The sequence below is a fragment of the Pseudomonas lactucae genome, assembly GCF_036688725.1.
Taxonomy (GTDB): Bacteria; Pseudomonadota; Gammaproteobacteria; order Pseudomonadales; family Pseudomonadaceae; genus Aquipseudomonas; species Aquipseudomonas lactucae.
Genome location: NZ_JAQQPT010000004.1, coordinates 1 through 25,583, shown reverse-complemented (window position 1 = coordinate 25,583; position 25,583 = coordinate 1). Strand labels below are relative to the sequence as shown.

The window sequence follows — 25,583 nt, the reverse complement described above, 5'->3', positions numbered from 1 at the left end:
CGCATCTGGATCTGCGTCAGACTCAAGTGACTGCGGCTGGCCGATATTGCAGGGCCTCTTTCAAGTGGTCACGGGTGATCGCGTCCGCCTGATCCAGATCTGCCAGGGTGCGTGCCACCTTCAGCAATCGGTGCGCCGCGCGCAGTGACAACGTCAGTCGCTCGCAGGCGCTCTCCAGCCAGCCTTCGTCGACTTTCAGCAGTTGGCAGTGCTCACGCAGCCCCGGCAGATCAAGGAACGCATTGGCGCAGCCCTGGCGCTGTTGCTGGCGGTCGCGAGCCCTGGCCACCTGGGCGGAGGCCGTTGCCGTTGTGTCACCGGTTTTCTGGGTTGGGTTCAGCGCGGTCGTTTCTCGCGCAACGGTGAGGTGCAGGTCGATCCGGTCCAGCAACGGCCCGGAGAGCTTGTTCCGATACCGCTGGATCTGCTCCGGCGTGCAGCGACAGCGCCCACTGGGCTCGCCCATATAACCGCAAGGGCAGGGATTCATGGCTGCCACCAGTTGGAAACGCGCCGGGAAACTCACTCGGTCCCTAGCACGGGAAATCACGATGTGTCCTGACTCCAATGGCTCGCGCAATACCTCCAGCACTTTGCGATCGAACTCCGGTAGCTCATCCAGGAACAACACCCCGTGGTGAGCCAGGGTAATTTCCCCTGGCTGCGGTTTCGAGCCGCCGCCCACCAATGCGGGGCCTGATGCTGAATGGTGGGGTTGACGAAACGGCCGGTGCGGCCAATGGCAAAGTGGCGCCAGGCTGACCACAGACTGGATCGCCGCCACCTCCAGGGCCTCCTGTTCGCTCAGCGGCGGTAGCAAACCCGGCAGGCGGCTGGCGAGCAAGGTCTTGCCGGTACCCGGCGGCCCGCTGAACAGCAGGTTGTGCGCACCCGCCGCTGCGATCAGCAATGCACGCTTGGCGGCGAGCTGGCCCTGCACTTCGCTCAGGTCCGGGTAGGGCTTGTTCAGATACAGCAAGCCATCGGATTTGTAGGGCTCTATCGGCACGTGCCCATTCAGGTGCGCCACCACCTGCAACAGGTGATCCACTGCAATGACCTTCAATCCGCAAGCCAGGCAGGCCTCCTCGGCATTTGCCCGTGGCACTATCACGGTGCGTCCGGCCTTGCGCGCCGCCAACGCGGCCGGCAACACGCCTTTCACCGCGCGTACCTCACCGGACAACGCCAATTCCCCTAGGCATTCCACCTCGTCGAGCATCAACGCCGGGACCTGCACACTGGCCGCCAGGATCCCCAGGGCTATCGCCAAATCAAAACGCCCACCGTCCTTGGGCAGGTCGGCGGGCGCGAGGTTGAGGGTGATGCGGCGCGCGGGATATTGCAGCGCGGAGTTGAGGATGGCGCTGCGCACGCGGTCTTTGCTCTCCTTGACGGCGGTTTCGGGCAGGCCCACCAATGTCAGGGACGGCAACCCATTGGCCATGTGTACTTCAACGGTGACGGCGGGGGCTTCGACGCCGACCTGGGCGCGGCTGTGAACAATGGCGAGGGACATGCTCGTTCCTTGAAATGGGCGGCCGCTTCCTGCGGGTTTTTCAAGGGTAGACGAGGTGGGGGAGAGCGAGGCGAAGAGGTTTTACAGAACGTATCCACCGCCCCTCCCACACTGATTGCGTTTATTCAGCGGGTGGCGTCAACCGCGCTTCCAACTCCGCGACTTTCGCTTCCAGGCTCTCCAGCCGCGCACGGGTGCGGGCCAGCACCACCATCTGGCTGTCGAATTCTTCCCGGCTAACCAGGTCGAGCTTGCTGAAACCACTTTGCAGCAATGCCTTGAATTGGCTTTCGATTTCGTTGCGGGGCAGCGAGGTGTCGCCACTGAACAGGCGAGAGGCGTGGCCGCTCAGGGCGTCGAGGAGGTCTTTGGGCGCGAGCATGGGAAATATTCCGGAAAACTGTTGGTCGGCAGTGTATCACGCAGCGTCTATAGTCTTTTTACGGCCTGCGACGCACGCTTTTCGCGCATAAGGCCGGGCGCTGGCGCACTGTTTTCGTGCGCATTGCAGCCGCCAAACAGCCCCGCAGGTGGGGTTAAGCAGGCAATGGACTGATTTCAGTGAGTTTTACGGAGCTGGCAAGGTTTCTGCTTAGACGATCATGACCCATGCACTGATGCAGTCGCTGTGACGAATGCAGTGCGCCGACGGATCAGGGGTACAGGTTTCGTCACCAGTGGTTCGCTGGCGTCGCAACGGCGATTGCTCTTGCGACGATGCGTTACAAAGCCAGGCACTGCGCTTAGACTTGAGACGGGTTTGTTTTCCTGGGGCAAGTCCACCAATTCGGGAGAGAGTTTTCATGAAGCTAGTCACTGCCATCATCAAGCCGTTCAAGTTGGACGATGTACGCGAGTCGTTGTCCGAGATCGGCGTGCAGGGCATTACCGTTACTGAGGTCAAGGGCTTCGGTCGGCAGAAGGGTCACACCGAGCTGTATCGCGGCGCGGAATACGTCGTCGATTTCCTGCCGAAGGTGAAGATTGATGTCGCGATTGACGACAAGGATCTTGACCGGGTTATCGAGGCGATAACCAAGGCCGCCAACACCGGCAAGATCGGTGACGGCAAGATCTTCGTGGTCAATCTGGAACAGGCGATTCGCATCCGTACCGGCGAAACCGATACCGACGCAATCTAAGCCGCCAAACCCCAACGCCCCAGGAGAAAACAATATGACTCTGCGTAAATTCGCAGGGCTCGGAGCCCTGTTGTCCATCGTAATGCCAAGCCTGGCCATGGCGGCAGACGAAGTGGCTGCTCCAGTCCTCAACTCTGGCGACACTGCGTGGATGCTCACGTCCACTGCGCTGGTGCTGTTCATGACCATTCCCGGCCTGGCGCTGTTCTACGGCGGCATGGTGCGTTCCAAAAACATTCTTTCGGTGATGATGCAATGCTTCGCCATCACCGGGTTGATCACCATCCTGTGGTTCGTCTACGGCTACAGCATGGCGTTCGACACCACCGGGATGGAAGCAGGCGTCGTCAACTTCAACTCGTTCGTGGGCGGCCTGTCCAAATTGTTCCTGTCGGGCGTGACCCCGGCCAGTATCACTGGCCCTGCGGCGCTGTTCCCCGAGGCGGTCTTCGTCACCTTTCAGATGACGTTTGCGATCATTACCCCGGCGCTGATCGTCGGTGCCTTCGCCGAACGCATGAAGTTCTCTGCAATGCTGATCTTCATGGGGGTCTGGTTCACCCTGGTCTACGCACCGATTGCCCACATGGTCTGGGGCGGTCCGGGTTCGTTGCTGGGTGACTGGGGCGTGTTGGACTTCGCTGGCGGCACCGTCGTGCACATCAACGCCGGTGTGGCTGGCCTGGTGGCATGCCTGGTGCTCGGCAAGCGTAAAGGCTTTCCGACCACACCCATGGCGCCTCACAACCTGGGTTACACCCTGGTAGGCGCGGCGATGCTGTGGGTCGGCTGGTTCGGCTTCAACGCCGGTTCCGCTGCTGCGGCCAACGGTACGGCCGGTATGGCGATGCTGGTAACCCAGATCGCCACCGCAGCCGCTGCGCTGGGTTGGATGTTCGCCGAGTGGGTCACCCACGGTAAGCCAAGCGCACTGGGCATCGCCTCGGGTGTAGTGGCGGGCCTTGTGGCGATTACGCCGGCAGCCGGTACTGTGGGCCCGATGGGCGCGCTGATCATTGGCCTGGCGGCGGGTGTGGTGTGCTTCTTCTGCGCAACGACCCTCAAACGCAAACTGGGCTATGACGATTCCTTGGACGCCTTCGGTGTTCACGGTATCGGCGGTATCCTGGGCGCCATCCTCACCGGCGTGTTCGCGGCTCCGGCCCTGGGTGGCTTCGGCACCGTGACGGACGTGGCAGCTCAAGTCTGGATCCAGTGCAAAGGCGTCGGCTTCACTGTGATCTACACGGCGATCGTGACCTTCATCATCCTCAAGGTGCTGGACGCGGTCATGGGCCTGCGTGTCACCGAAGAGGAAGAGGCGGTCGGCCTCGACCTGGCACAACACAACGAGCGTGGCTACAACTTGTAAATAAGCGCAAAAAAGATGCCCGGCTTGCCGGGCATTTTTTTGCCTGGCGTTTGTCAGTCATAACAAGCTGTGTCGGTTTTTGCGCAAAGTTTGTGATGAGGCGCACGCGGCACTTTCAAGCGTGCGAATGTCTTACAGGCATGTAGGCGTATTCGACACTTTGTTTTTTCCCAGAGCGCGCTAGAATGCGCGCCGATGGGCGGAGAACTGTATGTGGCAACAGACCCTGATCACCCTGCGGGCCAAGCCTCGGGGCTTTCACCTGGTAACCGATGAGTTACTTGCCGGCTTGCCTGAATTGAAGGCGTGTCGTGTGGGCCTGTTGCACCTGTGGTTGCAGCACACTTCGGCCTCGTTGAGCGTCAACGAGAATGCCGACCCGGCGGTTCGCCGTGACTTCGAGCGGTTTTTCAACTCGCTGGTGCCGCAAGGCCGGGCAGGGTTCGAACACAACGACGAAGGTCCGGATGATCTGCCGGCGCATTTCAAGGCCAGTCTCCTGGGGTGCCAGCTGAGTTTGCCGGTGCAGGCCGGCCGCTTGGCGATGGGGACCTGGCAAGGTGTTTATCTGGGCGAACACCGTGATCATGGCGGTGCGCGTAAAGTCCTCGCCACCTTGCACGGTGATGAGGCATAGGCCGCTGGATATCCGGTGGACATTGATTTTTTTCCGGCGAACTCGACAGAGGATAAAGCTGGGCTATAACTAATCTGCTTTTCGCAAGTCATGAGGTAGAACATGAGCGACGATGATCTGGAAAACGACGACCTCGAAGTAGGTGACGACGACGACACCGAAGAAGGTCTTGAAGTGGCGGCGGAAGACGTTGCGGAAGACGTTGATGAGAGTGTCGGCGATGACGCCGCGCCCAAGGCCAAAGGCAAGGCCAAGGCCGCTGTTTCGGTAGACGAATTGCCGAGCGTTGAAGCCAAGAACAAAGAGCGCGATGCCCTTGCCCGCGCGATGGAAGAGTTTCTTGCCAAAGGCGGCAAAGTGGTCGAGGTCGAGCCCAATGTGGTGGCGGACCCGCCCAAGAAACCGGATAACAAATACGGTAGCCGACCTATCTGAGGTCAGTCACCTGCTTATAAGAAAAAGCCCGCCGTCGCTGCGGGCTTTTTCATGGGCGCAATAAGCTATTTTCGCCGCGAGATTGCCATGTCAGTTCCAACCACGAAGTAACGGGGGTAACTCCGTCAGGCTACGAATCTGCGCATCCGGGCGCTTATCCGCATCCCAGGCCTTACCGGTCGGGTTGAACCACACCGCGCGAAGCCCGGCCTGCTGTGCGCCGGCAATGTCATCCCCAGGGTGGTCGCCCACGTGCACCGCAGCGCTTGCGTCCACGCCACCCCGCTGCAACGCTTCTTGAAACAAGCGTGCATCCGGCTTGGCGATGCCGATGTCTTCTGCACGCAAGGCAAAGTGAAAGTAGTCCGCCAGGCCGACACGCTGCACGTCCGCATTGCCGTTGGTGATCACCCCCAGCAGGAAGTGCTGGCGCAGCGCTCGCAACATCGGCTCGGCTTCGGGGAATACGGGGAGCTGGTGACGTGCATGAATGAACGCCTCAAAACACACATCCGCCATCTCGGTGGCTTCACGCTGCGGATAACCCGCCTCTTCAAAGGCGTGTATCAGTACTCGGTGACGCAGCAGGCTGATGCGGTGTTTCAGCTCGGGGTGACGTTGCAACACCTGCTGGCGCAGGCTGGCGAAATGCTCCAGGGGCAAGTCGCCCACTTTGGCGGCATGGGTCGCCAGCCATTCGCGCATCGACGCTTCAGCGCTGATGATGACCGGCACGTTGTCCCAGAGTGTGTCGTCCAGGTCGAAGGTGATCAGCTTGATACTCATGAGTCGCTGTCCTTGATGCGTTTGGCCCGTGGATGGGCACTGTCGTAAACCGTTGCCAGGTGTTGGAAGTCCAGATGGGTGTAGATCTGCGTGGTCTTGATATCGGAGTGGCCGAGCAGCTCCTGCACGGCGCGCAGGTCCTGGGAGGATTCCAGCAGATGGCTGGCGAAGGAGTGGCGCAGCATATGCGGGTGCAGGTTCTGCCCCAGTTCGCGCTCGCCGGCGGCCTTGACCCGTACCTGAATCGCCCGAGGTCCCAGGCGCCGGCCTTGCTGGCTGATAAATACCGCATCGTCCTGCGGGTTGGCCAGTGCGCGCAGCGGCAACCATAATTGCAGTGCTTCGCGGGCCTTTCTGCCGACGGGCAGCACGCGGGTCTTGCTGCCTTTGCCGAGCACTTGCACCAGGCCGTCCGCCAGGTCCAGTTGATCCAGGTTCAGGCCGGTCAGTTCCGACAGGCGCAGACCCGAGGAATAGAACAGTTCCAGGATCGCCTGGTCGCGATGGGCGAGGAAGTCGTCTTCCACTGCGCCATCGAGCAATTGCAGGGCGCGGTCGGTGTCCAGGGTCTTGGGCAGGCGTCGCTCGCCCTTGGGCGGCGACAGGCCATTGGCCGGGTCGTGGTCGCACAGACCTTCGCGATTGAGATAGTGATAGAGCCCGCGCACCGCCGACAGCAGCCGCGACAGGCTGCGCGAGGATTGACCCTGCTGGTGCAGGCGTGCGATCAGGCTGCGCAGGGCCTGGATATCCAGGGATTTCCAGCTGCTGACCTGCTGTTTTTCGCAATAGGCCAGCACTTTGTTCAAGTCCCGCCGGTAAGCCTCCAGCGTATGGGGCGACACCTGGCGCTCGTTGCGCAGGTGAGCGCAGTAAGCGTCCAGTTGCCGTTCCATGGCTAGCGCACCGCGCGTAGGGCGGTGGTGAAGCGCGGCAACACGCGGCCCAGCACTTCGGCGATATAGGTCAGGAACAGGGTGCCCACCGAGCTCTTGTAGTGTTGCGGGTCACGGCTGGCAATGGCCAGTACGCCGTGCAGGCCCTGATGGCTGAGAGCGACCACGGCGGTGGAGCCGATCTGTTTGCGCTGTTCGGCGCCAAACAGGAAGTCCAGTTCATGCTCACGCAAGGTGCCGCTGATGGTCTTGCCCTCGGACAACAGGCCGCCAATGGCGGTCTGCGCGTCGCCGCCGCTGACCCAGCGACCCACCGGCATCGGGTTGTCGCTGAACAGGATCAGGCTGACAAACGGCACCTGGAAGTCCTGGCGCAGACTGTCTTCCACGGCGATGACCGTTTCTTCCAGGCTGGTGGCGTCCATCAGGGTCAGAATCAGGCGACGGGTTTTTTCAAACAGACGGTCGTTGTCACGGGCAACGTCCATCAGGTGCGAGAGCTTGTGGCGCATTTCAATATTGCGCTCGCGCAGGATCTTCATCTGCCGCTCCACCAGCGACACGGTGTCGCCGCGCTGATGGGGGATACGCAGCGCCGGCAGCAGTTCTTCGTGCTCCACAAAGAAGTCCGGATTGGCCTCAAGGTACGCCGCGACTGCAGCGGCCTCCAGACTTTCACTTGGGGATGCTTGGGCGGGTACTTGAGGCTTATCGGTCATTGGCTTGGCTCACTCATAGACGGACCTGTCCTTCGTATACACGCGAGGCCGGCCCGGTCATCAGCACCGGGTGGCCAGGGCCTGCCCATTCGATGGACAACCGTCCGCCGGGCAGGTCGATCAGCAGTGGCGAATCCATCCACCCCTGGCTGATCGCGGCCACGGCAGCGGCGCAAGCACCGGTGCCGCAGGCCTGGGTTTCGCCGGCGCCGCGTTCCCATACACGCAATTGCGCGCGGGAACGGTCGATTACCTGCATGAAACCCACATTGACCCGCGCCGGAAAGCGCGGGTGGTGTTCTATCTTCGGCCCCAATTCATGCACGGGCGCGTTGTTGATGTCGTTGACCCGCAGTACCGCGTGGGGGTTGCCCATGGACACGGCGGCGATGTCGACCGACTGACCTTCCACGTCCAGCGCGTAACTGGCGGCCTGTTCGCTGGCCTGGAACGGAATATCCGCCGGCACCAGGCGCGGCGCGCCCATGTTGACGCTGATCTGGCCGTCGTTGCGGATGTCCAGTTCGATCACGCCGCTCTTGGTTTCGACGCGAATCTGCCGCTTGGCGGTCAGGCGCTTGTCCAGCACAAAGCGCGCAAAGCAGCGCGCACCGTTGCCGCACTGCTCCACTTCGGAACCGTCGGAGTTGAAGATCCGGTAACGGAAATCCACCTCCGGGTTGGTCGGCGCTTCGACCAGCAGCAATTGGTCAAAACCAACGCCAGTGTGGCGGTCGCCCCACTGTTTGGCGTGTTTGGGCGTGATGTGCGCGTGCTGGCTGACCAGGTCGAGAACCATGAAATCATTGCCCAGCCCGTGCATCTTGGTAAAACGCAGCAGCATGGCTTACTCCGGCAGCAGGCTTTCGCCAGCATACAACTCGGCTACCGTCTCGCGGCGACGCACTTCAAATGCTTGATCACCGTCCACCAGCACCTCGGCGGCACGTCCGCGGGTGTTGTAGTTGGAGCTCATGACAAACCCGTAGGCGCCGGCCGAATGCACGGCCAGCAGGTCGCCTTCTTCCAGGGCCAACTGACGGTCCTTGGCCAGGAAGTCGCCGGTTTCGCAGATCGGGCCGACGATGTCGTAGGCGCGGGCAACGCTTGCGCGAGGCGTCACGGCGGTGACATTCATCCAGGCCTGGTACAGCGCCGGGCGGATCAGGTCGTTCATCGCCGCGTCGACGATGGCGAAATCCTTGTACTCGGTGTGCTTGAGGTACTCGACCTGAGTCAGCAGCACACCGGCGTTGGCGACGATATAGCGGCCCGGCTCGAACATTAGCGTCAGGTCACGGCCTTCGATGCGCTCGCGCACGGCCTGGATATAGTCGGCAATCAGCGGCGGTTCTTCGTCGCGATACTGCACGCCCACGCCACCACCGAGGTCGATGTGTTGCAGGTAAATGCCACAGTCGCCGAGGCGGTCGGTCAACGCCAGCAGGCGGTCGAGAGCATCAATGAAGGGCGGCAGGGTGGTCAGTTGCGAGCCGATATGGCAGTCGACACCCAGGACTTCCAGGTTTGGCAGCTGCGCGGCGCGGATGTACACGTCCTCGGCGTCGGCAATGGCGATGCCGAACTTGTTCTCTTTGAGACCGGTGGAAATGTACGGGTGGGTGCCCGCATCGACGTCCGGGTTGACGCGCAGGGAGATCGGCGCGCGAACGCCCATCTCGGCGGCCACCACTTGCAGCCGTTCCAGTTCGTCGGTGGACTCGATGTTGAAGCAGTGCACGCCGACTTCGAGGGCGCGACGCATGTCGTCGCGGGTCTTGCCGACGCCGGAGAATACGATCTTGTCAGCCTGGCCGCCGGCGGCCAGCACACGTTCCAGCTCGCCACGGGACACGATGTCGAAACCGGCGCCGAGGCGCGCCAGGACATTGAGGACGCCCAGGTTGGAGTTGGCCTTGACCGCGTAGCACACCAGGTGCGGTATGCCATTCAGCGCGTCGGTGAACGAGCGATACTGCGCTTCGATGTGCGCACGGGAGTACACGTAGGTCGGGGTGCCAAAGCGCTGGGCAATCGCGGACAGCGCCACGCCTTCCGCGAACAGCTCGCCGTCCCGGTAGTTAAAAGCGTCCATGGAGTTCCCTTATTCGAAGGTGTCGTGCTTATGCGCTTTGGTTGGCTTTTGCGACGATTGCGCCTGGTCATTCGGGTCTTTGCTGTCGTCGGGTAGATACAGCGGACCTTTTTGACCACAGGCACTAACGAGGCAAGCGACCGCGACGAGCGCAGCAAGGGAAGAGATCAGGCGCTTCATGGCGAAATCCTTGAATATGCATTAATTGCGCCCGAGTATACCGACCACCCGCCAGCTTGCCTATGCGCTGAAATACCCGTCCGGCGGGGGTTTGCCGAGATGGTCGGGAATCGGACTACGGTGGTTGGGGGTATTTCGTACCGCCAATCGCGATGGAATCGGTATCCTTTGCAATCGGCGAGTCTCGCCCGTATCGTGCGGCGCTTGAGCAAAACCAGACACTTTTGAGGTTGCCACAATGAGTTTGACCGAAGCGCGTTTTCACGACCTGGTGGATGCGACACAGCAGTCGCTGGAAGATATTTTCGACGAGAGCGACTTGGATATCGATCTGGAAAGCTCCGCCGGTGTGCTGACCGTCAAGTTCGAAAATGGTACCCAACTGATCTTCAGTCGTCAGGAACCACTGCGTCAGCTGTGGCTGGCAGCGCGTTCCGGCGGTATTCACTTCGACTACGACGAAGAAAGCGGTAAATGGCAGTGCGATAAAAGCGAAGAGCTGTTGGGTGAGATGCTCACACGCCTGGTCCTGCAACAAGCCGGCGTTGAGCTGGACTTCGACGAGATCTGAACGTGACCCAGCCTGCACCCGTACGCCCGCCCAAGCCGCTGTTCAGCAACGTCAGCCCGGCGGTGCCGTCACCTTGTATCAGTTTGTGTCGGCTGGATGAGCAAAAAGTCTGCCTCGGCTGCTTCCGGCATGTCGAAGACATCCGTGAATGGCGCTCCGCCGACGATGCCCGGCGCCGAGTGATCTGCGCCCAGGCCGAGCAGCGCAGGGCACACGCCTGAGGCCGTCTTGTTTATTTGTGACGCTGTGGTAGTGTCCGGGTACGCCTCAACTCATCGAGGCCCGTGAGAACCCCGCCTTTTCCTGGCGGGGTTTTGCTTTTTTGTGCAGAAAAAAGGAGTCTGCCTGAATCATGACCGCACCTTCCATCATCCTCACCCGTCTTGATGTGCAGCGTCTTGAGCAACTGATCGACCGTATGGGCGAGACGCAGCCGGGCGTTACTGCGCTGCAAGCTGAACTCGATCGCGCAGAAGCCGTGGTTGGCCACGATGAAGTGCCTGCAACGGTCGTGACCATGAATTCCAGTGTGCATTGCCGTGAGCAAGGCAGTGGCAAGGATTACCACCTCACCCTGGTCTACCCGAAAGACGCCAACGCCGACGAAGGCAAGATCTCGATCCTGGCGCCAGTGGGCAGCGCGTTGCTCGGCCTGCAAGTGGGCCAGCACATCGACTGGCCGGCACCCGGTGGCAAGACCCTCAAGCTTGAGCTGCTCAGCGTTGAAGGCCAGCCTAAAGACGGCGGCGCCTTCGTGCTCTAAATCTGGCTCAACGCCTCATTGAGCGACAGCTCCAGTTCGGCCTTGTAACGCAGGTACAGATTGCTTGGGCTTTGCACATCACCGAGCAGGCCCGACAGGTCGAGGTCGGTGATGTAGCCGCGGTAGCGCTCGGTTTCCCGGCGCTGCCCGATGATCTCCCGGGCGACCACGGCAAAGAGCTGGTCGCCAAATTCCAGTTCGGAAAATTCCCGTTGATTGCAGTACAGCGTAATGCCCACCTGGCCGGGCGCCGCCTTGCTGATAATCGCCTGCACGTCGTAAAACGGTCTGTTCGTGGGATTTTGCGGTGCCGGTCGAGTTTCGATGCTGCGTGCGCGATTGCTGCCGGACGGCAACAGTTGGTAATACTGGATCTGTACCGCACCCAGGGGCTCTTGCGGGTCCAGCGGCGACAGTGCGTCACGGCGATAAATGATCGATTGCAGGAAGCGCTGCAACGGCGCCAACAGGCTCTGCTCATCATGAAACGGCAGGCGCTGCTGCCAGAGCGCGTTGAACTCATCGAGCACATACAGCTCGGCGAAACCTTCGTTGACCCGGTAGAACACCTGCACACAATCAGGCATGCCCATGGGCAGCAACAGTGCCAGGTCGTGGTCTTCCAGGGCCATGGTGTCCAAGTGCAGCGGGCTGTAGCTGGCCAACTCTTCGCTGAGGTAGGCGATCAATGCGTCCTGGGTCGCCAGTGACACATGGGTGGCCTGGCCCGGTATCAATTCCATCACGTGATAATGCTGCTGCACTTGCAGCAGATAGCGGTGGTTGGACTGACCCAGCAGCAGGTGCTGCGCGGTGTCGAAGATTTCTTCCACGCGTTGGGCAATAAACTGCGCACGGTTGTGACAGAAGCAGCGCACCCGCAACCGCGGCAGGTGGTCAGGCGGCAATTGATTGAGGTAATCGCGCAGGCAGTCGAGCAAGGCGTGCGGGCCGTCGTAACGGCTGACCATCACTTCGTTCCAGCTATTGAGTGTGACCTGGTCCAGGGTCAGTACCAGGTTTTCGCGCACGCCGGCGTAACTCAGGGAGTCGGTGCGCTCGGTGGTCATCAGGATGTTCAGGTCACGGTGGTGCTTGAGCGGGTCGACGCCGACGTTGATCAGCAACAGCACTTCCTCGGGCACCGCCGAGCGCAGCAGGCTGACTTCATCGACGCTGGCCAGGGGCAGGGCGATGGTCTGTTGCAGGCTTCCCAGCAGGTTAAACAGCTCGAATTCGGTCATGTCGCTGGTGCCGGGATGCAGCGCCAGGCGTGTGCTGCTGTCGATCACGCCGTTGCGATGGCACCAGGTCAGCATTTCCAGCAGGTCGCGGCTGCGCTTGATCGGCGCGAAGTGCTCCCACTCCAAGGCGGTGAGGTTGCCGTTGTACAGGCCCCAGTGGTGCTGGCCGGGCTCCTTGCGGTTGGGCGACTGCACCAGGGTCAGGGTGTCTTCGGCCAGGTCCGGAGCGATGCCCGGGTTGAGGAACTCGACTTTGCCGGCCTTGCGTTCAAATGCTGCGTACAGGCGTCGGCCCAGTACGTTGAGGTCGCGCTTGTTGATCAGGCTCACACTCTGTTCGGCGCGGGCGAACTGGGTCAGGAAGCGATAGCTGTAGTTCAGCTCGGTGACCAGGGCGCGGCGTTCGGAGGCGACCTGGCGCACTTTCCATTGACTGCGGCTGTCCAGCAGGGCCAGTTGACGCGGGTCCCAGCCCCATTCCTGGGCCAGTCGTTCCAATAGCAAACGCTGCCAGCTGCTGGTGCGCTGGCCGGCGCTGAGTTTGCGGTTGACCTTCAGGTACAGCGCCCTGCGCACCAGTTCCAGGCGTTCCGGCTCGTTGCGCGCCTTGAGGTATTCCTCGATGCGGCGGTACACCACGATGTACGGGTCCAGCTCATCCAGGTCCATCTGGTTGGCGAACACCGCCCGTTTGAAGCGCAGACTCAGGCAGTGCACGTTCGGGTGTTCGCTGGCGTAGACCTCGGTCAACAGCAGTTTGAGCACCGACTTGTAGGGCGATTCGATGCCCTTGAACAATTGCCACAGCCCGGCGCCAATGAATTCGCCTGCCGGGATATGCGCCAAGTGGCCGAGATCGAGGGTTTCATCGGCGCGGATAAACCGCTTGGAAAGCAGCGTATGGATGAATTCGGCGTACCGGCGTTCTTCGTACACGGGCACCAACCACCAGATCGGCGTGCGTCCGGCCAGCCAGATGGCGGTGCGGTAGAACTCATCCAGCAACAGGTAATGCTGGGTGGTGCCGCAGTCGTCGGAGCTCAGTTGGGTGTCGCGCTCGCCCAGTACAAAGCGCGTCGGCTCGATCAGAAAGAAGTGTGCCTCGGCGCCCATGCTCAGGGCCCAGGCTTCGAGCAATTGGCATTTTTTGCGCAGTTCCGCCAGTTCGTTTTCGCCCAGGTCGGGAGCGTGACACACCCACACGTCCATATCGCTCTGGTCGGCCTGGGCCAGCGTACCGAGGCTGCCCATCAGGAACAGGCCATGGATCGGCCTGGGCTGGTTGCTCGGGCGCGGCTTGTAAGAGAACGAACGGGTCAGGCGCTGGGCTTCGGTGAGGGCCTGGGTGTCGGGTTCGAAGTTGGACAGGCCGGCCGGCGTGCTGCCTGACACATAACCCGGCAACAGCGGGTGATTGACGTGGAAGAACAGCGGCAGCAGCGTCAGCACACTTTGTTGACGCGGCGTCAGCCCCTCGATGGCCCTCGCCATGCGGCCTTCATTGAGGGCCATGAAACGCGCACGCAATTGGGCCAGCACCTTGCGGTCGATGCCTTCGTCCAGGTCGGGGCGGATTTCATGGGTGCGGGTCATGTCGAACTCGGCGGCTCGCAGGGCCCGACGTGGGCGGCCGTGTAGGAGTTTACAGTCAGTGGCGTAGGAGTTTTAGAGAGAAACAGCGTTTGACGTCAGAATTTTCTCACGAACACAGCAACGCCCTCGGAATCCGCACCGGGCGGACTCCATGGGCGGTATTCGGTATCAGGCGGCTTCTTTTTTCGTTGTGTTCAGAATCGTCAGCAGGCTTTGGGTGTGTTGAGCTGCATCCCGACCAAGACTGGTCAGGTATCCACCATCGGGTTGGGTAATCAGTTCTTTGTCAAAAAGACGCTTGGCAGCGGCGATGGCAGTGGCAGCGGCGGTCTGGTGGACTTTCAGACCTTCCTGGGAGCTGTCCAGATTGAAGAGTGCGAGGATTTCCAGTTCGGCAACCAACTCAGGGGTATACGACATAAGGACTCCAGACTTTCTAAAATTTATTAGAGGCTAGCAGGCCATAAGGTGAACGCACTTTGCCGAACTGTCCAGTGTGTTGCAGCGTGTTGGATTTATTGCTTTTCGGGCGGCAACTCCGGCAGGGCACGCAGTGCTGTTTCATACCATTCGGTATTGAAGGCGCGGTCCTCTTCCAGCAGCGCATCGATCTCTACCGCGAGCACATGGGCCATCAGTTGCAAGATATCTTCACGCTCGTAGCCCACCAGGGTCAGTTTGTTGAACGTGGCCTTGGCGGCGGGCGGGTTGTCGCTTTCAATCTGGTTTTCGATCGCTTCGATCAGCGTGGTTTCGGTGAATTCTTCTTCGTCGTTATCGATATCGGTCGGCTCGCTCATGGCAGGCTCCTTAAGGAAAGGGAACCAGTCTACCGCCATTCAGCCAGGTGATGCTGCTGGCAAGGGCGGTCCCGGGGGTCTATAACGCTTGCAGCCAACCCCGCACACGGCCTGGAGGCTTTGCGATGCTCAAGCTTTACGGATTTTCAGTCAGTAACTACTACAACATGGTGAAACTGGCGCTGCTGGAGAAAGGACTGCCGTTCGAAGAAGTGCCTTTTTTTGCCGGACAAACCCCTGAAGCCCTGGCAGTAAGCCCGCGCGGCAAGGTGCCGGTGCTGGGCGTGAAGCAGGGGTTTATCAACGAAACCAGCGTGATCCTCGAATACATCGAGCAGACCCAGCAAGGGCCTGCGCTGCTGCCGGCCGACCCGTTCCAGCGCGCCCAGGTGCTGGCGCTGTGCAGGGAAATCGAGCTGTACATCGAGTTGCCCGCCCGTGCGTGTTTCGGCGAGGCATTTTTTGGCATGCAGGTGCCGGAGGCGATCAAGGAAAAATCCCGGACGGAATTGCTGCTGGGTGTTGGTGCGTTAGGTCGGCACGGCAAGTTCGCACCGTTTGTGGCGGGCGATAGCTTTACGATTGCGGATCTGTATTTCATGTACAGCTTGAACCTGGCCTGCGGTGTGGGCGAGAAGCTGTTCGGGCTGGACCTGTTGGCTGAGTTGCCGAAGGCGAAGGCGTTGCTTGGACGCCTGAATGAAATGCCCAACGCTCAGAAGGTGGAGGCCGACAGGCAGGCGGCGATGCCGGGGTTCATGGCGATGGTTGCGGCCAAAAAGTAATCAAGTGTGGGAGGGGGGCAAGTCGAATCGTCGCACCGCCCTCCCACATTTTTCAGCGGCTGGCGAGCAGCGCCTGGCCGCGCACGACCGCGGCCTTCACCTGGCCCGGTGCCGTGCCGCCCACATGGTTACGGGCATTCACGGAGCCTTCCAGGGTCAGCACGGCAAACACATCCTGCTCGATCTGGTCGCTGAACTGGCGCAGCTCTTCCAGGCTCATTTCCGCCAGGTCCTTGCCGGTATCCACGCCGTATTTCACGGCATGGCCGACGATTTCGTGGCAGTCACGGAACGGTAGGCCACGACGCACCAGGTAGTCCGCCAGGTCAGTCGCCGTGGAGAAACCGCGCAACGCCGCTTCACGCATGATGGCGTGCTTGGGCTTGATCGCCGGGATCATGTCGGCAAAGGCACGCAGCGAGTCGCGCAGGGTATCGGCGGCGTCGAACAGCGGTTCCTTGTCTTCCTGGTTGTCCTTGTTGTAGGCCAGAGGCTGGCCTTTCATCAGGGTCAGCAGGCCCATCAGTGCGCCGAAGACACGGCCGCTCTTGCCACGTACCAGTTCCGGCACGTCGGGGTTTTTCTTTTGCGGCATGATCGAGCTGCCGGTGCAGAAGCGGTCCGGCAGGTCGATGAACTGGAATTGCGCGCTGGTCCACAACACCAGCTCTTCGGAGAAGCGCGACAGGTGCATCATCGCGATGCTGGCGGCGGCGCAGAATTCGATGGCGAAGTCACGGTCCGACACGCCATCCAGGGAGTTGCCACCGACGGCATCGAAACCCAGCAGTTGTGCGGTGTACTCACGATCGATCGGGTAGGTCGTGCCGGCCAGTGCAGCGCTGCCCAGGGGCATGCGGTTGGCGCGCTTGCGGCAGTCCACCAGGCGCTCGTAATCGCGGCTGAGCATTTCGAACCAGGCCAGCAGGTGGTGGCCGAACGTCACAGGTTGTGCGGTCTGCAGGTGCGTGAAGCCGGGCATGATGGTGTCTGCTTCACGCTCGGCCTGCTCCAGCAGGCCTTGCTGCAGGCGGGTGATTTCGGCCAGGATCAGGTCGATTTCATCGCGCAGCCACAGGCGGATATCGGTGGCCACCTGATCGTTACGACTGCGACCGGTGTGCAGCTTCTTGCCGGTCACACCGATGCGGTCGGTGAGGCGGGCCTCGATATTCATGTGCACGTCTTCCAGGTCGACGCGCCAGTCGAACGTACCGGCTTCGATCTCACCGCGGATGGTGGTCAGGCCGTCGATGATGGCGTCGCGCTCGGCATCGGTCAGCACGCCGACTTTGGCCAGCATCGTGGCGTGGGCGATAGAGCCCATGATGTCATGGCGGTACAGGCGCTGGTCGAAGGTGACGGAGGCGGTGAAGCGGGCGACGAAGGCGTCGACGGGTTCACTGAAGCGGCCGCCCCAGGACTGGTTGGTCTTGTCGGTGCTCATGGGTTCGCTCGTGGTCTGCTTAATAAAGAGGCATGGAAGTGTGTCGGCGATAATAACAGGGTTGCCCGTGGACGCGGTGCTGCGGGTTGGCGGCATTTTTATTTGTGCAAAGGATGGCTAAGTGCCTTGCCGTCGAACGCGTCCGGGACGAGACTGGAGGCAGGGACTAATTGAAACGATATTTGACGATTGAGCAATATCGTCGCAGTGAGCGTCTACAGTTGGACTGATAGTGTGTGAATGCACCAAAGTCAGGTCGTGCGGTCAGAACCTGACTATCCATTGATAAGGGGGGTATTCGGATTGTGCATCAGCAAACCTTACGACGATGCCCGACGGCAGCAGGTCTTGGGCGCTAGTGAACAGGTCCGGGTAAATTTGGGTGCCGCTGTCAGGGCACTTTTTGCCGCTCGCGCTAGTCTTAGCGTGGATCGCTGTGACGCAAGTCACCGCACCTGTCTACGCTATCCTTGTGCGAGACTCACGCAGGAATCCAGCGCAATATGAATGTCCTGATCGTTGATGACGAACCCCAAGCCCGCGAGCGACTGAGCCGTTTGGTCAGTGAACTCGAGGGTTATACAGTCCTTGAACCGAGCGCTACCAACGGCGAGGAGGCATTGACGCTGATCGACAGCCTTAAGCCGGATGTGGTGCTGCTCGATATCCGCATGCCGGGCTTCGATGGGCTGCAGGTTGCCGCCCGCTTGAGTGAGCGCGAATCGCCACCCGCAGTGGTGTTGTGCGCCGCCGAGGACGAATTCGACGCGCAAACGCTTGAAGCCAGCGGCGTCAGTTTTGTGGTCAAGCCGGTGACTGCCGACGCCTTGCTCAAGGCCTTTAAAAAAGCCGAGCGCCCCAACCGCGCCCAGCTTGCCGCCTTGACCCAGCCGGCCGCCCAAAGCGGGAACGGGCCACGTAGCCATATCAGCGCACGTACCCGCAAAGGCATTGAGCTGATTCCGCTGAACCAGGTGGTCTACTTTATCGCGGATCACAAATACGTGACCTTGCGCCACGAGGCCGGTGAAGTACTGCTTGATGAGCCGCTCAAGGCCCTTGAGGATGAGTTTGGCGACCGCTTCGTGCGTATTCACCGCAATGCCCTGGTGGCCCGCGAGCGCATCGAGCGTCTGCAGCGTACGCCTCTGGGGCACTTTCAACTGTTTCTCAAAGGGCTTAACGGCGATGCGCTGATTGTGAGTCGACGACACGTTGCCGGCGTGCGCAAGATGATGCAGCAGCTTTAACCTCAGGCCTGTGACACAGCCTGCAGCCCTTTTCCCGGTGCAAGGTGGCCAGGGAGGCCCCGCACTTGCTGATTCAAATCAAGGCGTATTTGCCTGAGCTGTTATTATCTGCCGTATCTATTCAGTACGGATTGATCCATGTCCTCTCGCGAAATCCGCATCGCCACCCGTAAAAGCGCACTTGCCTTGTGGCAGGCCGAATATGTCAAAGCGCGCCTTGAACTCGCCCATCCGGGCCTCAAGGTGTCCCTGGTGCCCATGGTCAGTCGCGGCGACAAGCTGCTTGATTCGCCGCTGTCGAAGATCGGCGGCAAGGGCCTTTTCGTCAAGGAACTGGAAACCGCACTGCTGGAAAACGAAGCCGACATCGCCGTGCATTCGATGAAAGACGTGCCCATGGACTTCCCGCAGGGTCTGGGGCTGTTTTGTATCTGCGAGCGCGAAGACCCACGCGACGCCTTTGTTTCCAACACCTACACGTCTCTGGATGAATTGCCGCCGGGCAGCATCGTCGGCACGTCGAGCCTGCGTCGCCAGGCCCAGTTGTTGGCGCGTCGCCCGGACCTGCAGATCCGCTTTTTGCGCGGTAACGTCAACACCCGCCTGGCCAAGCTGGATGCCGGCGAATATGACGCGATCATTCTCGCTGCCGCCGGTTTGATCCGACTGGGGTTCGAAGACCGCATCACCTCGGCCATCAGCGTCGAAGACAGTTTGCCCGCTGGCGGCCAAGGCGCGGTAGGTATCGAATGCCGCACCGCCGACAGTGAAATCCACGCGTTGCTCAAGCCGCTTGATCATCACGATACCGAGGTGCGCGTCACCGCCGAGCGCGCGTTGAACAAACACCTCAATGGCGGCTGCCAAGTGCCGATCGCCTGTTACGCCGTGCTCGAAGGCGACAACATCTGGTTGCGTGGCTTGGTGGGCGACCCCGACGGTGGCACCCTGTTGACCGCCCAAGCGCGCGGCCCGCAGGCTGACGCGACGGCCTTGGGCATCCAGGTGGCGGAGGAGCTACTGGAGAAAGGAGCGGGCGCCATTTTGCAAAAAGTCTACGGCGAGGCAGGTCCGCAGTGACCGACTGGCGAGTGCTGCTGACCCGGCCGGCGCAGGAGTCCAGGGCCCTGGCGGCGTCGTTGTCCGAAGCCGGAATTTTCAGTAGCAGCTTGCCCTTGCTGGACATTGAGCCCTTGCCGGTAACGCCCGAGCAACAAGCGGTGTTTCATGATCTGGGGCGTTATTGCGCGGTCATCGTGGTCAGCAAACCTGCTGCGCGCCTTGCCTTGCAGCAGTTGGATCGGCACTGGCCACGACTGCCCTGGTTCAGCGTGGGCGCGGCGACGGCGCAGGTGCTGGTCGATCATGGCCTGAACGTTCACTTCCCCGAAACCGGCGATGACAGCGAGGCGTTGCTTCAATTACCTGCGTTGCGCGAGGCTGTTGCCCGTCACGATGCCCGGGTGTTGATCCTGCGGGGCGAGGGCGGGCGCGAGCTGCTGGCTGAGCGTTTGCGCGAGAGAGGTGCTAGTGTCGACTACCTGGAGTTGTACCGCCGTTTTCTTCCGGCCTACGACGCTGGGGTACTGATCCGGCGCATCCAGTTGGAACGCTTGAACGGCGTGGTGGTCAGCAGTGGGCAGGGTTTTGTGCACCTGCAGGCCCTGGCCGGAGTTGATTGGCCACAGGTGGCGAAGCTGCCGTTATTCGTGCCCAGCCCGCGTGTCGCCGAGATGGCGCGGGCTGCCGGTGCAGAAAAAGTTGTGGATTGTCGCGGCGCGAGTGCCGCGGCTTTGTTAGTGGCGATAGGGAGCTATCCCGTTCCCACTCTCTGATACGCAAAGGACGGATACGTGAGCGAAACAGCCTTGCCCAAAGATGAAACCCAACCCGCACTTGATGCGCCGGTTGAGTCACCGGTCACCGCGCCGCGCCGTGGCAATGGCCTGGCAGTTGTCGCCCTGCTGTTAGGGGCTGCCGGTGTCGCCGCCGGCGGTTGGGGGATCTGGCAGGTCCGTGCCCTGCAAGCCAGCAGCCAGCAACAGCTGGGCCAGGTGCAGACCCTGGATGACCAGTCCCAAACCCTCAAGCAGAGCCAGCAACAGCTCGCCGCGCGCCTGGCGCAGTTGCCTGGCGCAGACGAGTTGGAAGAACGCCGACGCTTGGTGGCCCAGTTGCAGGGCGATCAGCAGCGGTTGAGCCAGCGCCTGGAAACCGTGCTGGGGGCCAGCCGCCAGGACTGGCGCCTGGCTGAAGCCGAGCACTTGATTCGCCTGGCGAGCTTGCGCCTGTCTGCCTTGCAGGATATCAACAGTGCACAGGCGCTGGTGCAAGGCGCCGATGAGATTCTTCGCGAGCAGAGCGATCCGGGTTCCTATGCCGCCCGTGAACAGTTGGCCAAGAGCCTGGCTTCACTGCGCAGCACCGAACAGCCGGATCGCACCGGGCTGTATCTGCAATTGGCCGCCCTGCGCGATCAGGTGGTGCAACTGGCGGCCATTGCGCCTGAATATCAACTGACCGAGCCTGTGTCCGAGGGACGCCCGACCACCGATACCGATAGCCGCTGGCGTGAGTGGTGGGAACAGATCTCGCGTTACTTCCGCATCGACTTCAACCCCGACGATAACATCCGTCCGTTGCTGGCCGGGCAAGGCCTGAACCAAGTACGCCTGGCCCTCAGCCTGGCCCTGGAACAAGCGCAATGGGCGGCGCTCAATGGCGAGTCGGCGGTGTATAGCCGCTCGTTGGGCGAGGCGCGCAGCGTGTTGCAGGACAATTTCAACCAGGACAACCCACAGAGCAAGGCGATGCTGGCGCGTATCGCCGAGCTTGAGCCCAAAGCCGTCTCGGTGGTCACGCCAGACCTGGCCGCCAGCCTGGCCGCGGTACAGGCGTACCTTGAACGTCGTCATCTGTCTGCCGTCGAAGCCAAGGCTTCGGCTGGCAAGCCGGCGACCCAGGAGTAGAGCCGATGAAGCGTTTCTATATGATCCTGGTGCTGGTGATCGCAATCGCTCTGGCACTTGCTGTGGGCATTTCGAAACACACCGGCTATGTGCTGATTACCTACCCGCATGTGCTGCACTATGAGTCGAGCCTGTGGGCCACCCTGGTGGCGGTGTTTGCCATCGGCCTCGCGATCTACGTGATACGCCTGCTGCTGAGCCTGGTCACTACCTCGGGCGGTGTGGTCAACCCCTGGTCGCGACGTAACCGCAGTCGTCGTGTGCAGATCGCCATCGAGCAGGGCCAGATGGACCTCGCCGAAGGCCGCTGGGCCAGTGCCGAGCGCCACCTGCACCGCGCCGCCGAAGCCGAGCGCCAGCCGTTGTTGTACTACCTCGGCGCCGCGCGGGCGGCGAATGAGCAGGGGCGTTACGAAGAGTCGGACGGTTTGCTGGAACGTGCCCTGGAACGTCAGCCACAGGCCGAGCTTGCGGTTGCCCTGAGCCATGCGCAATTGCAGTTGGACCGTGGCGACACTGACGGTGCGCTGGTCACCCTGCAGGCCATGCACGAGCGCCATCCCCACAACGCCCAGGTATTGCGCCAATTGCAGCGCCTGCATCAGCAGCGAGGCGACTGGTCATCGGTGATCCGCCTGCTGCCGGAACTGCGCAAGGACAAGGTGCTGCCTGCCGGTGAGCTGGCGGAGCTGGAGCGTCGCGCCTGGGGTGAAAACCTGAGCCTGGCGGCCCAGCGCGAAGAGCAGGGCGAAGCCGGTTTGCAATCCCTTGAGCGGGCCTGGCAGCAACTCACCTCCGCTCAGCGCCAGGAACCGCAATTGGTTCTGGCCTATGCCGAACAACTGCGCCAGTTGGGCGCAGACGCCAAGGCCGAGGAGGCGTTGCGCGGTGCGCTCAAGCGCAGCTATGACAGCCACCTGATTCGCCTTTACGGCTTGCTGCGAGGCAGTGATCCGACGCGCCAGTTGAAGTTTGCCGAAGGCTGGCTCAAGGACCATCCGGGCGATGCGAGCCTGTTGCTGACATTGGGCCGCCTGTGCCTGCAAAACAGTCTGTGGGGGAAGGCGCGGGATTATCTGGAAAGCAGCCTGCAGGTTCAGCGCAATCCAGAAGCCTGTGCCGAGCTGGCACGCCTGTTGGCACAGTTGGGTGATACCGAGCGCAGCAACCAGCTGTTCCAGGAGGGTCTGGGGCTGCTGGACAACCGCTTGCTGGCGTCGCCATTGCCGGTCCCCGCGCGAGTCTGATGTAGGAAAGAGGTGGTGGGATGGCTCGGGCGTGTCGCAGAGCCATCCCTTTGATGCCCCATTTAAGGCGGGCAAGCCTCCAGCAGGCAAAGTCCTACCACTAAATGCACAAAATCATCCAGGTTCTGACGGCATATCCCTAGGCTCTCGCGGAATTGTCTGCTCTGGCGCGTATTGAAAGCAGTCAGGCCTTTCCTCTACCGTAACGACCTATCTTTTGCGGTACGGATAAACAATGTCTTTGGCCCCTTTACGCTCCTTGTTTCTCCTGGCGTTCCTGGCTGGTGCGCTGACATTGGGCGCGTCTTTTTATCTTGAATACGGCGCGCTGCTGCGTCCCTGTTTCCTGTGCCAAATGCAACGTGTGTTCCTGGCGGTCTTTACCCTGATCAATCTGGTCGCGGCCATTCATAACCCCAGGCGTTTCGGCATCTACCTTTACGGTGGGGCGAGCATGGCTTGCGCGTTGCTCGGCGCGATTACCGCCGTACGCCAAGTGCTGCTGCAAAATGCCGCACTCGATCAACCTGCCGATTGTTGGCCCAGCGTGCACTATATGATTGAAAGCCTGTCGCTGTGGCAGGCATTGCAGGCAACGGTCAAGGGCACTGTTGACTGTGTGGAAATCAACTGGACGCTGTTTGACCTCAGCCTTCCCGAGTGGAGCCTGCTGTTTTTCGTGGGGATGTTGATCCTGGGGATTATGCAGTTCTCACGGCTGTTGATTAGCCGGCATTTGCGCCCGGCAAGGCAGTGAAACCGGCTTGTGGTTTGTAGGACGGGATTAAACACTTGTATGAACTTTCTCTCCTGCGTACCTTGAAGCCATAGTCACGCGGGCATAATCTGGCCCGCATGCGTTATTTGAACCGGTTGTCAGATGCGGCCTTGTCCCGCTGCTGCTTTATCCTTGAAGTGTTGCGCGGGCATCAGGCGGCAGCGCCCCAATAGGGAAGAGAGATCATCATGCTGGAAAGTTGTCAGAATGCTCAGGAACGTTGGGGTGGGGTGCACAAGCTGATCGACAGCTGGTTGAAGGCACGTCATGAACTGGTTCGGGCCTTTGATGCGCTTGGCGCCAAGCCCGAGACATTGGCTGAAGATCGCGAAACGCTGCAGGATTTTTGCGCTGTCTTGGTGGACTACGTGTCGGCTGGCCATTTTGGCGTCTACGAACAACTGACCAAGGAGGCGGAAGCTTTCGATGATCAACGTGGTCTGGACTTGGCCGAGACCCTTTACCCGCGCATCGATGCCATCACCGAGAAACTGCTGGCGTTCACCGATCTGTGTGATGCCGGCAAGTGTGTTGCCGAAAAATTCAAAGAGTTGGGCGCACTGCTTCACGAGCGTTTCGAACTGGAAGATTGCCTGATCGAAGTGCTGCACAACGCTCACAAGGAAGAGTCTGCCGCTCAGGCTTGAACCCTGGTGGCGAGGAAAAAACGGTGCGCATGTCGCACCGTTTTTTTATTGGGTCAGGGGCGAGTACCGAGCAATTCGATCTCGAATACCAATGGCGTATAAGGCGGAATCAGCTCACCCGCACCCTCGGCGCCATAGGCCTGGGCCGATGGAATGACCAGGCGCCATTTCGCTCCCACCGGCATCTGCTGCAACGCGCTGCTCCAGCCGCTGATCACGCTGTCCAGGCGAAACCACTGGGGCTGCGTGCTTTGATCGAACACCGTGCCATCGGGCAATCGACCTACGTATTTCACCTGGACCTGATCGCTGGCTGTCGGCTTGTTACCGGTGCCTGGGGTGAGTTCGGTGAGCAGGATGCCGTCCGCCAATTCGCGCACACCCTTTGACGATTTTTCCTGGGTTAAAAATTGCTGTTCAGCCGCCAGTGCTTTTTCGCTTTGCGCCACCTTCGCATCGGCTTCATTTTGCGCTTCGTGCTCGGCAAGAATCTGCTCGATACGTGCGTTGTCCAGCGCCAGTGGCTTGCCTTGATAGGCTTGCTTGAGTCCGTCGATCAGGGCCTGGATCTGCAGGTCGGGGACTTCCTGGCGCAGCCGTTCACCGAGGCTGGCGCCGAGGCTGTAGGCGAGGTCGTGCTGGTCTTGGGCGGTGGTTTTTGGCGGCGATTGTTCGCTCGCATTGGCCACTGATATCGCCAAGCCAAGCACAAGAAAAAGGTAACGCAACATGGGCATTCTCCCGCCGAAAGTGCGACGGATTATGCCAGTGTGAAGCGGTAAAAAGTGCCGCGTATTTTTGTTATATGAATAAGAATTTTCACAGGGTGCAACGCAACGCAAACGATACTGTCAACATGGCCTAGCGGCGGTAAGAGCAGAGGGCTAGTATGAGCCGCACCCACGTCAGCCAGGAGGTAAACCATGTCGGCCAAACAGAAGCCTGTTAATACCCCGTTGCACTTACTCCAACAACTGTCGGGCAGCCTGCTCGAACATCTGGAAAGCGCCTGTTCCCAAGCGTTGGCCGATGCAGAAAAACTGCTCGCCAAGCTGGAAAAACAGCGCGGTAAAGCGCAAGAAAAGCTGCACAAATCCCGCATTAAACTGCAAGACGCCGCCACTGCCGGCAAGGCCAAGGCACAAGCCAAAGCCAAAGACGCTGTCAAAGAACTTGAGGACTTGCTCGACGCCCTCAAGGATCGCCAAGCTGAAACTCGCGCCTACATTTCCCAACTCAAAAAAGATGCTCAGGAAAGCCTGAAACTGGCCCAGGGCGTTGGCCGTGTAAAAGAAGCTGTAGCGAAAGTGCTGGGCGCGCGTACGCCTGCAAAAGCTGTTGCGGCGAGCGCTGCGAAAAAGCCAGCTGCCAAACCGGCCGCGAAGCCAGTTGCTAAAACTGCTGCCGCCAAACCAGCTGTCAAAGCCGCTGCTGCGAAACCAGCCGCCAAGCCAGCGGCCAAAACCGCCGCTGCGAAACCAGCCGTCAAGCCAGCGGCCAAAACCGCTGCTGCGAAACCAGCCGCCAAGCCAGCGGCCAAAACCGCCGCTGCGAAACCAGCCGTCAAGCCAGCTGCTAAAACCGCTGCTGCGAAACCAGCCGCCAAGCCAGCGGCCAAAACCGCTGTTGCCAAACCAGCCGCCAAGCCAGCGGCCAAAACCGCCGCTGCGAAACCAGCCGTCAAGCCAGCTGCTAAAACCGCTGCTGC

The 25,583-nt window shown here is 60.8% G+C and carries 29 protein-coding genes and 1 pseudogene; 17 read left to right on the top strand and 13 right to left on the bottom strand.

Going from position 1 to position 25,583, the window contains the following annotated elements:
- Positions 1-22: 22 nt before the first annotated feature.
- Both V6M90_RS05210 and V6M90_RS05205 read right to left on the bottom strand, forming a co-directional pair.
- The gene (locus tag V6M90_RS05210) at positions 23-1,519 is read right to left on the bottom strand and encodes a YifB family Mg chelatase-like AAA ATPase (RefSeq protein WP_003176884.1); all 1,497 of its coding nucleotides are present in this window, start codon (positions 1,517-1,519) and stop codon (positions 23-25) included.
- A 121-nt stretch (positions 1,520-1,640) separates the two neighbouring features.
- Complete coding sequence (locus tag V6M90_RS05205) at positions 1,641-1,901, bottom strand: accessory factor UbiK family protein (protein ID WP_141062866.1); 261 nt, start codon at positions 1,899-1,901, stop codon at positions 1,641-1,643.
- Positions 1,902-2,322: 421 nt separating this feature from the next.
- Here V6M90_RS05205 and glnK point away from each other — a divergent pair, with 421 nt between their 5' ends.
- The 4 genes from glnK to sutA all read left to right on the top strand — a co-directional run bounded on the left by glnK (position 2,323) and on the right by sutA (position 5,105).
- Complete coding sequence (gene glnK, locus V6M90_RS05200; RefSeq protein ID WP_002555808.1) at positions 2,323-2,661, top strand: P-II family nitrogen regulator; 339 nt, start codon at positions 2,323-2,325, stop codon at positions 2,659-2,661.
- Between the two features lie 34 nt (positions 2,662-2,695).
- Complete coding sequence (locus tag V6M90_RS05195) at positions 2,696-4,033, top strand: ammonium transporter (protein ID WP_003176880.1); 1,338 nt, start codon at positions 2,696-2,698, stop codon at positions 4,031-4,033.
- Between the two features lie 211 nt (positions 4,034-4,244).
- Positions 4,245-4,670: a secondary thiamine-phosphate synthase enzyme YjbQ gene (locus tag V6M90_RS05190; RefSeq protein WP_003176879.1), complete on the top strand. Its 426-nt coding sequence runs from the start codon at positions 4,245-4,247 to the stop codon at positions 4,668-4,670.
- A gap of 102 nt (positions 4,671-4,772) precedes the next feature.
- Entirely contained in the window at positions 4,773-5,105 is a 333-nt protein-coding gene (gene sutA, locus V6M90_RS05185; RefSeq protein WP_003176877.1) for a transcriptional regulator SutA, read from the top strand.
- A 90-nt stretch (positions 5,106-5,195) separates the two neighbouring features.
- Here the strand turns inward: sutA and V6M90_RS05180 are convergent, their stop codons facing one another.
- From V6M90_RS05180 to lptM, 6 genes are read right to left on the bottom strand one after another with little or no spacing between them, the layout of a single operon-like run.
- Positions 5,196-5,891: an HAD family hydrolase gene (locus V6M90_RS05180; protein WP_332846175.1), complete on the bottom strand. Its 696-nt coding sequence runs from the start codon at positions 5,889-5,891 to the stop codon at positions 5,196-5,198.
- Positions 5,888-6,787 carry a tyrosine recombinase XerC gene (xerC, locus tag V6M90_RS05175; RefSeq protein ID WP_003176875.1) on the bottom strand — a complete coding sequence of 300 codons (900 nt, stop codon included), beginning with the start codon at positions 6,785-6,787 and terminating at the stop codon, positions 5,888-5,890. The genes V6M90_RS05180 and xerC overlap by 4 nt, the downstream gene beginning before the upstream one ends.
- A gap of 2 nt (positions 6,788-6,789) precedes the next feature.
- A complete protein-coding gene (locus V6M90_RS05170; protein WP_003176874.1) occupies positions 6,790-7,506 on the bottom strand; it encodes a DUF484 family protein in 717 nt (238 codons plus the stop codon).
- A 13-nt stretch (positions 7,507-7,519) separates the two neighbouring features.
- Positions 7,520-8,350 carry a diaminopimelate epimerase gene (dapF, locus tag V6M90_RS05165; protein WP_003176872.1) on the bottom strand — a complete coding sequence of 277 codons (831 nt, stop codon included), beginning with the start codon at positions 8,348-8,350 and terminating at the stop codon, positions 7,520-7,522.
- A gap of 3 nt (positions 8,351-8,353) precedes the next feature.
- Positions 8,354-9,601, bottom strand: a complete 1,248-nt coding sequence (gene lysA, locus V6M90_RS05160) for a diaminopimelate decarboxylase (protein WP_003176871.1) — start codon at positions 9,599-9,601, stop codon at positions 8,354-8,356.
- A gap of 9 nt (positions 9,602-9,610) precedes the next feature.
- Entirely contained in the window at positions 9,611-9,781 is a 171-nt protein-coding gene (lptM, locus tag V6M90_RS05155) for an LPS translocon maturation chaperone LptM (protein WP_003176870.1), read from the bottom strand.
- Positions 9,782-10,019: 238 nt separating this feature from the next.
- On the opposite strand from lptM, the gene cyaY reads away from it, so the two are divergent.
- The 3 genes from cyaY to rnk all read left to right on the top strand — a co-directional run bounded on the left by cyaY (position 10,020) and on the right by rnk (position 11,115).
- Positions 10,020-10,352, top strand: a complete 333-nt coding sequence (gene cyaY, locus V6M90_RS05150) for an iron donor protein CyaY (RefSeq protein WP_141062868.1) — start codon at positions 10,020-10,022, stop codon at positions 10,350-10,352.
- 2 nt (positions 10,353-10,354) lie between these two features.
- The gene (locus V6M90_RS05145) at positions 10,355-10,573 is read left to right on the top strand and encodes a DUF1289 domain-containing protein (protein WP_003176868.1); all 219 of its coding nucleotides are present in this window, start codon (positions 10,355-10,357) and stop codon (positions 10,571-10,573) included.
- 131 nt (positions 10,574-10,704) lie between these two features.
- On the top strand, positions 10,705-11,115 hold the full coding sequence (rnk, locus tag V6M90_RS05140; RefSeq protein WP_003176867.1) for a nucleoside diphosphate kinase regulator: 411 nt from the start codon (positions 10,705-10,707) through the stop codon (positions 11,113-11,115).
- Here rnk and V6M90_RS05135 read toward each other — a convergent pair.
- The 3 genes from V6M90_RS05135 to V6M90_RS05125 all read right to left on the bottom strand — a co-directional run bounded on the left by V6M90_RS05135 (position 11,112) and on the right by V6M90_RS05125 (position 14,752).
- On the bottom strand, positions 11,112-13,952 hold the full coding sequence (locus V6M90_RS05135) for a class I adenylate cyclase (RefSeq protein ID WP_141062869.1): 2,841 nt from the start codon (positions 13,950-13,952) through the stop codon (positions 11,112-11,114). The genes rnk and V6M90_RS05135 overlap by 4 nt on opposite strands.
- Before the next feature lie 168 nt (positions 13,953-14,120).
- Positions 14,121-14,372 (bottom strand): TIGR02647 family protein, encoded by a 252-nt coding sequence (locus V6M90_RS05130; RefSeq protein WP_003176865.1) that lies wholly within the window; start codon positions 14,370-14,372, stop codon positions 14,121-14,123.
- A 95-nt stretch (positions 14,373-14,467) separates the two neighbouring features.
- Positions 14,468-14,752: a hypothetical protein gene (locus V6M90_RS05125; protein ID WP_003176864.1), complete on the bottom strand. Its 285-nt coding sequence runs from the start codon at positions 14,750-14,752 to the stop codon at positions 14,468-14,470.
- 125 nt (positions 14,753-14,877) lie between these two features.
- Between V6M90_RS05125 and V6M90_RS05120 the strand changes: the two genes are divergently transcribed.
- The gene (locus tag V6M90_RS05120; protein ID WP_003176863.1) at positions 14,878-15,537 is read left to right on the top strand and encodes a glutathione S-transferase family protein; all 660 of its coding nucleotides are present in this window, start codon (positions 14,878-14,880) and stop codon (positions 15,535-15,537) included.
- 52 nt (positions 15,538-15,589) lie between these two features.
- On the opposite strand, the gene argH is transcribed toward V6M90_RS05120, so the two are convergent.
- Positions 15,590-16,984, bottom strand: coding sequence for an argininosuccinate lyase (gene argH / locus V6M90_RS05115; protein WP_003176862.1), 1,395 nt, complete (start codon positions 16,982-16,984; stop codon positions 15,590-15,592).
- 390 nt (positions 16,985-17,374) lie between these two features.
- On the opposite strand from argH, the pseudogene V6M90_RS30095 reads away from it, so the two are divergent.
- The 8 genes and pseudogenes from V6M90_RS30095 to V6M90_RS05080 form a co-directional block, all read left to right on the top strand.
- Positions 17,375-17,491: pseudogene (locus V6M90_RS30095) on the top strand (sensor histidine kinase); the annotation flags it as partial.
- Entirely contained in the window at positions 17,488-18,234 is a 747-nt protein-coding gene (locus V6M90_RS05110) for a LytR/AlgR family response regulator transcription factor (RefSeq protein ID WP_003176861.1), read from the top strand. The pseudogene V6M90_RS30095 and the gene V6M90_RS05110, both read left to right, overlap by 4 nt.
- A gap of 138 nt (positions 18,235-18,372) precedes the next feature.
- Positions 18,373-19,314, top strand: a complete 942-nt coding sequence (hemC, locus tag V6M90_RS05105) for a hydroxymethylbilane synthase (protein WP_332846174.1) — start codon at positions 18,373-18,375, stop codon at positions 19,312-19,314.
- The gene (locus V6M90_RS05100; protein WP_141062871.1) at positions 19,311-20,069 is read left to right on the top strand and encodes a uroporphyrinogen-III synthase; all 759 of its coding nucleotides are present in this window, start codon (positions 19,311-19,313) and stop codon (positions 20,067-20,069) included. The genes hemC and V6M90_RS05100 overlap by 4 nt, the downstream gene beginning before the upstream one ends.
- An 18-nt stretch (positions 20,070-20,087) precedes the next feature.
- Entirely contained in the window at positions 20,088-21,203 is a 1,116-nt protein-coding gene (locus V6M90_RS05095; protein WP_003176858.1) for a uroporphyrinogen-III C-methyltransferase, read from the top strand.
- A 5-nt stretch (positions 21,204-21,208) separates the two neighbouring features.
- The gene (locus V6M90_RS05090; RefSeq protein WP_003176857.1) at positions 21,209-22,450 is read left to right on the top strand and encodes a heme biosynthesis protein HemY; all 1,242 of its coding nucleotides are present in this window, start codon (positions 21,209-21,211) and stop codon (positions 22,448-22,450) included.
- Between the two features lie 235 nt (positions 22,451-22,685).
- Entirely contained in the window at positions 22,686-23,207 is a 522-nt protein-coding gene (locus V6M90_RS05085) for a disulfide bond formation protein B (protein WP_003176856.1), read from the top strand.
- 209 nt (positions 23,208-23,416) lie between these two features.
- Positions 23,417-23,875 (top strand): Rsd/AlgQ family anti-sigma factor, encoded by a 459-nt coding sequence (locus tag V6M90_RS05080; protein WP_003176855.1) that lies wholly within the window; start codon positions 23,417-23,419, stop codon positions 23,873-23,875.
- A gap of 53 nt (positions 23,876-23,928) precedes the next feature.
- Here the strand turns inward: V6M90_RS05080 and V6M90_RS05075 are convergent, their stop codons facing one another.
- Positions 23,929-24,606: an FKBP-type peptidyl-prolyl cis-trans isomerase gene (locus tag V6M90_RS05075; RefSeq protein ID WP_003176854.1), complete on the bottom strand. Its 678-nt coding sequence runs from the start codon at positions 24,604-24,606 to the stop codon at positions 23,929-23,931.
- Positions 24,607-24,798: 192 nt separating this feature from the next.
- Between V6M90_RS05075 and V6M90_RS05070 the strand changes: the two genes are divergently transcribed.
- Positions 24,799-25,583 (top strand): AlgP family protein (locus V6M90_RS05070; protein WP_332846173.1); only part of this gene is annotated, 785 nt, incomplete at its 3' end.

Excerpts from the sequence above, each read along its gene's own strand:
- V6M90_RS05210 (WP_003176884.1), bottom strand. The coding sequence starts at position 1,519 with ATGTCCCTCGCCATTGTTCACAGCCGCGCCCAGGTCGGCGTCGAAGCC.
- V6M90_RS05205 (WP_141062866.1), bottom strand. The coding sequence starts at position 1,901 with ATGCTCGCGCCCAAAGACCTCCTCGACGCCCTGAGCGGCCACGCCTCT.
- glnK (WP_002555808.1), top strand. The coding sequence starts at position 2,323 with ATGAAGCTAGTCACTGCCATCATCAAGCCGTTCAAGTTGGACGATGTA.
- V6M90_RS05195 (WP_003176880.1), top strand. The coding sequence starts at position 2,696 with ATGACTCTGCGTAAATTCGCAGGGCTCGGAGCCCTGTTGTCCATCGTA.
- V6M90_RS05190 (WP_003176879.1), top strand. The coding sequence starts at position 4,245 with ATGTGGCAACAGACCCTGATCACCCTGCGGGCCAAGCCTCGGGGCTTT.
- sutA (WP_003176877.1), top strand. The coding sequence starts at position 4,773 with ATGAGCGACGATGATCTGGAAAACGACGACCTCGAAGTAGGTGACGAC.
- V6M90_RS05180 (WP_332846175.1), bottom strand. The coding sequence starts at position 5,891 with ATGAGTATCAAGCTGATCACCTTCGACCTGGACGACACACTCTGGGAC.
- xerC (WP_003176875.1), bottom strand. The coding sequence starts at position 6,787 with ATGGAACGGCAACTGGACGCTTACTGCGCTCACCTGCGCAACGAGCGC.
- V6M90_RS05170 (WP_003176874.1), bottom strand. The coding sequence starts at position 7,506 with ATGACCGATAAGCCTCAAGTACCCGCCCAAGCATCCCCAAGTGAAAGT.
- dapF (WP_003176872.1), bottom strand. The coding sequence starts at position 8,350 with ATGCTGCTGCGTTTTACCAAGATGCACGGGCTGGGCAATGATTTCATG.
- lysA (WP_003176871.1), bottom strand. The coding sequence starts at position 9,601 with ATGGACGCTTTTAACTACCGGGACGGCGAGCTGTTCGCGGAAGGCGTG.
- lptM (WP_003176870.1), bottom strand. The coding sequence starts at position 9,781 with ATGAAGCGCCTGATCTCTTCCCTTGCTGCGCTCGTCGCGGTCGCTTGC.
- cyaY (WP_141062868.1), top strand. The coding sequence starts at position 10,020 with ATGAGTTTGACCGAAGCGCGTTTTCACGACCTGGTGGATGCGACACAG.
- rnk (WP_003176867.1), top strand. The coding sequence starts at position 10,705 with ATGACCGCACCTTCCATCATCCTCACCCGTCTTGATGTGCAGCGTCTT.
- V6M90_RS05135 (WP_141062869.1), bottom strand. The coding sequence starts at position 13,952 with ATGACCCGCACCCATGAAATCCGCCCCGACCTGGACGAAGGCATCGAC.
- V6M90_RS05130 (WP_003176865.1), bottom strand. The coding sequence starts at position 14,372 with ATGTCGTATACCCCTGAGTTGGTTGCCGAACTGGAAATCCTCGCACTC.
- V6M90_RS05125 (WP_003176864.1), bottom strand. The coding sequence starts at position 14,752 with ATGAGCGAGCCGACCGATATCGATAACGACGAAGAAGAATTCACCGAA.
- V6M90_RS05120 (WP_003176863.1), top strand. The coding sequence starts at position 14,878 with ATGCTCAAGCTTTACGGATTTTCAGTCAGTAACTACTACAACATGGTG.
- argH (WP_003176862.1), bottom strand. The coding sequence starts at position 16,984 with ATGAGCACCGACAAGACCAACCAGTCCTGGGGCGGCCGCTTCAGTGAA.
- V6M90_RS05110 (WP_003176861.1), top strand. The coding sequence starts at position 17,488 with ATGAATGTCCTGATCGTTGATGACGAACCCCAAGCCCGCGAGCGACTG.
- hemC (WP_332846174.1), top strand. The coding sequence starts at position 18,373 with ATGTCCTCTCGCGAAATCCGCATCGCCACCCGTAAAAGCGCACTTGCC.
- V6M90_RS05090 (WP_003176857.1), top strand. The coding sequence starts at position 21,209 with ATGAAGCGTTTCTATATGATCCTGGTGCTGGTGATCGCAATCGCTCTG.
- V6M90_RS05085 (WP_003176856.1), top strand. The coding sequence starts at position 22,686 with ATGTCTTTGGCCCCTTTACGCTCCTTGTTTCTCCTGGCGTTCCTGGCT.
- V6M90_RS05080 (WP_003176855.1), top strand. The coding sequence starts at position 23,417 with ATGCTGGAAAGTTGTCAGAATGCTCAGGAACGTTGGGGTGGGGTGCAC.
- V6M90_RS05075 (WP_003176854.1), bottom strand. The coding sequence starts at position 24,606 with ATGTTGCGTTACCTTTTTCTTGTGCTTGGCTTGGCGATATCAGTGGCC.